This window comes from Cupriavidus sp. 21MJTG02-4 (assembly GCF_057798975.1).
The window spans coordinates 1-3,311 of sequence record NZ_JBYOJP010000046.1; the positions used below are offsets into that span (position 1 = coordinate 1).

A 3,311-nucleotide genomic window follows, 5' to 3' on the forward strand; every position below is an offset into this window, starting at 1 on the left:
TCGACATCGACAACGTCATGCGCGAGCAAGCGGGCTTCCGCATGGGGCCATTCGAGCTGATGGACCTGACCGGGCTCGATGTGTCGCACCCGGTGATGGAATCGATCTACAACCAGTTCTACCAGGAACCGCGCTACCGCCCGTCGCCGATCACGGCGATCCGCTCGGTCGGCGGACTGGTCGGGCGCAAGGCCGGCGCGGGCTTCTACCGCTACGTGGATGGCCAGAAGCAGGTCCCGGCCACGGCCGCAGTTCCGTCGGCACGACCGGCCAGCGTGTGGGTCAGCCGCGCCAGCGAGCGTGGCCATGCCATGGTGACGAAGCTGCTCGGCGCGCTTGGTATCACGCCCGAGAGCGGTGACCAGCCGTCCGCCGATGCGCTGATCGTCGTCACGCCGCTGGGCCTCGATGCCACCACCACCGCGCTCCGGCAAGGCCTGGACGCCTCGCGCACGGTGGCCATCGACACGCTGCTGCCCTTCGAGGCCACCAGGCGCCGCACGCTGATGACCACGCCCGCCACCGGCGCCCCCGCGCGCGACGCCGCGCACGGCCTGTTCGCCAGCGACGGCGTGCCGGTCACGGTGATCCGCGACTCGGCCGGCTTCATTGCCCAGCGCGTGCTCTGCTGCATCATCAACAACGCCAGCGATATCGCGCAGCAACGCATTGCTTCGCCGGCGGACATCGACCTGGCCGTGAACCTTGGCCTGGGCTACCCCAAGGGTCCGCTGGCCCTGGGCGATGCCGTGGGTCCGCAACTGGTGCTGGAGACCTTGCGCAATATGGAAGCGCTGACCGGCGACATGCGCTACCGCCCGAGCCCGTGGCTGTGGCGCCGTGCGGGCCTGGGGCTGTCGCTGCTGACGGTTGAGGGTTGATACGCTTGCATTGTTTGCTGAAGCACCGCTAGCGGGTCGAGCAACCCGCCGGCGGCGTCACCGCAGTTTTGCCGCTCACCGTCCCGCAGGAATCCGATCCAGCACGGCGCCAACCAGCCCTTTGCGGAACAGCAGAACGCACAGGATAAAGATGACGCCCGTCACGAGCGTGACCGACTCGCCCAGGAATGCGAACCAGTCGATCCCGGTGACATGGGCCAGTCCCGCGCCGATCTCGCCCAGCTTGTTCTCCAGGGTCACGATGACGAGCGCGCCGACGACGGGCCCGCTAAGCGTCCCCATGCCGCCCACCAGCGTCATCAGGATGACTGCCCCCGACATGGCCCAATGGACGTCGGCCAGCGTCGCAAAGCCAAGCACCAGCGCCTTCATCGCTCCCGCCAGCCCCGCCAGCGCGGCAGACAGCACAAAGGCCATCAGCTTGAAGCGATCGGTACTGTAGCCCAGCGAGATGGCGCGGCTCTCGTTCTCCTTGACCGCCTGGAGAAGCTGGCCAAACGGGGAATTGACGATGCGGGCAATCAGCGCCATCGCCGCGACAAAGACGGTCACGACAACGTAGTAGAAGCGGACGTCCGAGGACATGTCGATCAGCCCGAACAGCGCGCCGCGCGGAACGCCCTGCAAGCCGTCCTCGCCGCCGGTCTGGGGTATCTGCAGGCAGATGAAGAAGAACATCTGTGCCAGCGCCAGGGTGATCATCGCGAAGTAGATGCCCTGGCGACGAATCGCCAGCACCCCCATCAGCAAGCCGATCGCCACCGCGGTGGCCACGCCGACCAGCAGGCCGGCCTCTGTCGTGACATGCCAGTTCCTGACCGCATAGCCGGCCATGTAGCCGGCGCCGCCGAACAGGGCGGCATGACCAAACGACAGCAAGCCGGTGTAGCCGAGCAGCAGGTTGAAAGCCGCGGCAAACAGCGCGAAGCAGAGGATCTTCATCACGAAGACCGGATAGAAGCCAAGATGCGGCGCCAGAAGCAGCAGGGCAACCAGCACGACGGATGCGCATGCCCATGCGCGGCTTTGCGCCGGTGCGCGCCCGCCGGCCGCAGGGTTCAACGTTGAAGGGAGAGAGAATTCGGTCATCACTTTTCCTTGCCAAACAGGCCCGCCGGACGAAGCAGCAGGACAATCACCATCACTACGAAGACCACCGTGGATGACGCCTCCGGGTAGACCACCCTGGCTAGGCCTTCGATCACGCCCAGGCCCAGGCCGGTGACGATCGCGCCGAGGATCGAGCCCATGCCGCCGATCACTACCACCGCGAACACCACGATGATCAGGTTCTGGCCCATCAGCGGCGACACCTGAATCACCGGCGCGGCCAGCACTCCGGCGAATGCGGCCAGTGCCACGCCGAAGCCGTAGGTCAGAGTGACCATCAGCGGCACGTTGACGCCGAACGCCTCGACCACCTTGGGGTTCTCGGTGCCCGCACGCAGGTAGGCACCGAGCCTGGTCTTCTCGATGACGAACCAGGTGCCCAGGCAGACCGTGGTCGAGGCCGCCACGACCCATGCGCGATAGTTCGGCAGCTGCATGAAGCCTACGTCAGTGGCGCCCTGCAGCAAGTCGGGCGCGGAGTACGGCTGGCCGGAGACGCCATAGATGGAACGGAGCACGCCTTCGATTACCAGGGTGATCCCCAGCGTGAGCAGCAGTCCGTAGATATGGTCCAGCTTGTAGATCCAGCGCAGCATCGTCTTTTCGATCAGCACGCCCAGCAAGCCGATGACCAGCGGCGATAGCAACAGCATTACCCAGTAGCTCAGCCCTGCGTACTCCATGCCGGCCCACGCCAGCAAGGCGCCCAGCATGAACAGCGCGCCATGCGCGAAGTTGATCACGTTGAGCAAGCCGAAGATCACGGCCAAGCCCAGGCTCAGCATCGCGTAGAAGGCCCCATTCACTAGCCCGAGCAGCAACTGCGACATCAGTGCCGGCAGCGGAATTCCGAGTTCAAGATTCATTGCAGTCCTCCTTACACGCCGAGCAGCTCGTTGAGCACCGGCATCTTCGCCTGCAGCTCGCCGGCCGCGAAGCGCTCGACGATGCTGCCGTGCTCCATCACATAGAAGCGGTCCGCCAGCGGCGCGGCGAAGCGGAAGTTCTGCTCCACCATCACCACCGTGTAGCCCTTCTTCTTGAGCATCAGGATCATGCGCGCGAGCGCCTGCACGATCACCGGCGCCAGGCCCTCCGAGATCTCGTCGAGCAGCAGCAGGTTCGCGCCGGTACGCAAGATACGCCCGACCGCCAGCATCTGCTGCTCGCCTCCCGACAGGCGCGTGCCCTGGCTCTGGCGGCGCTCCTTCAGGTTGGGGAACATGTCGTAGATCTCGGCCTCGCTCATGCCCTCGCCTTGGCCCTTCAATTGCGGGGGCAGCAGCAAGTTCTCCTCGC

At 65.6% G+C, this 3,311-nt stretch carries 4 protein-coding genes; 1 reads left to right on the forward strand and 3 read right to left on the reverse strand.

The features are described 5' to 3' along the window. Positions 1–881: 3-hydroxyacyl-CoA dehydrogenase family protein (locus AC3FKH_RS34345; protein ID WP_488680136.1), on the forward strand; the 881-nt coding region annotated here is incomplete at its 5' end. A 75-nt stretch (positions 882–956) separates the two neighbouring features. Here AC3FKH_RS34345 and AC3FKH_RS34350 read toward each other — a convergent pair. From AC3FKH_RS34350 to AC3FKH_RS34360, 3 genes are all read right to left on the reverse strand, one after another. Continuing rightward, the gene (locus AC3FKH_RS34350) at positions 957–1,844 is read right to left on the reverse strand and encodes a branched-chain amino acid ABC transporter permease (protein ID WP_488680142.1); all 888 of its coding nucleotides are present in this window, start codon (positions 1,842–1,844) and stop codon (positions 957–959) included. A gap of 146 nt (positions 1,845–1,990) precedes the next feature. After that, entirely contained in the window at positions 1,991–2,878 is an 888-nt protein-coding gene (locus tag AC3FKH_RS34355; protein WP_488680138.1) for a branched-chain amino acid ABC transporter permease, read from the reverse strand. 11 nt (positions 2,879–2,889) lie between these two features. Next, the coding region (locus tag AC3FKH_RS34360; RefSeq protein ID WP_488680140.1) for an ATP-binding cassette domain-containing protein at positions 2,890–3,311 on the reverse strand (422 nt) is incomplete at its 5' end.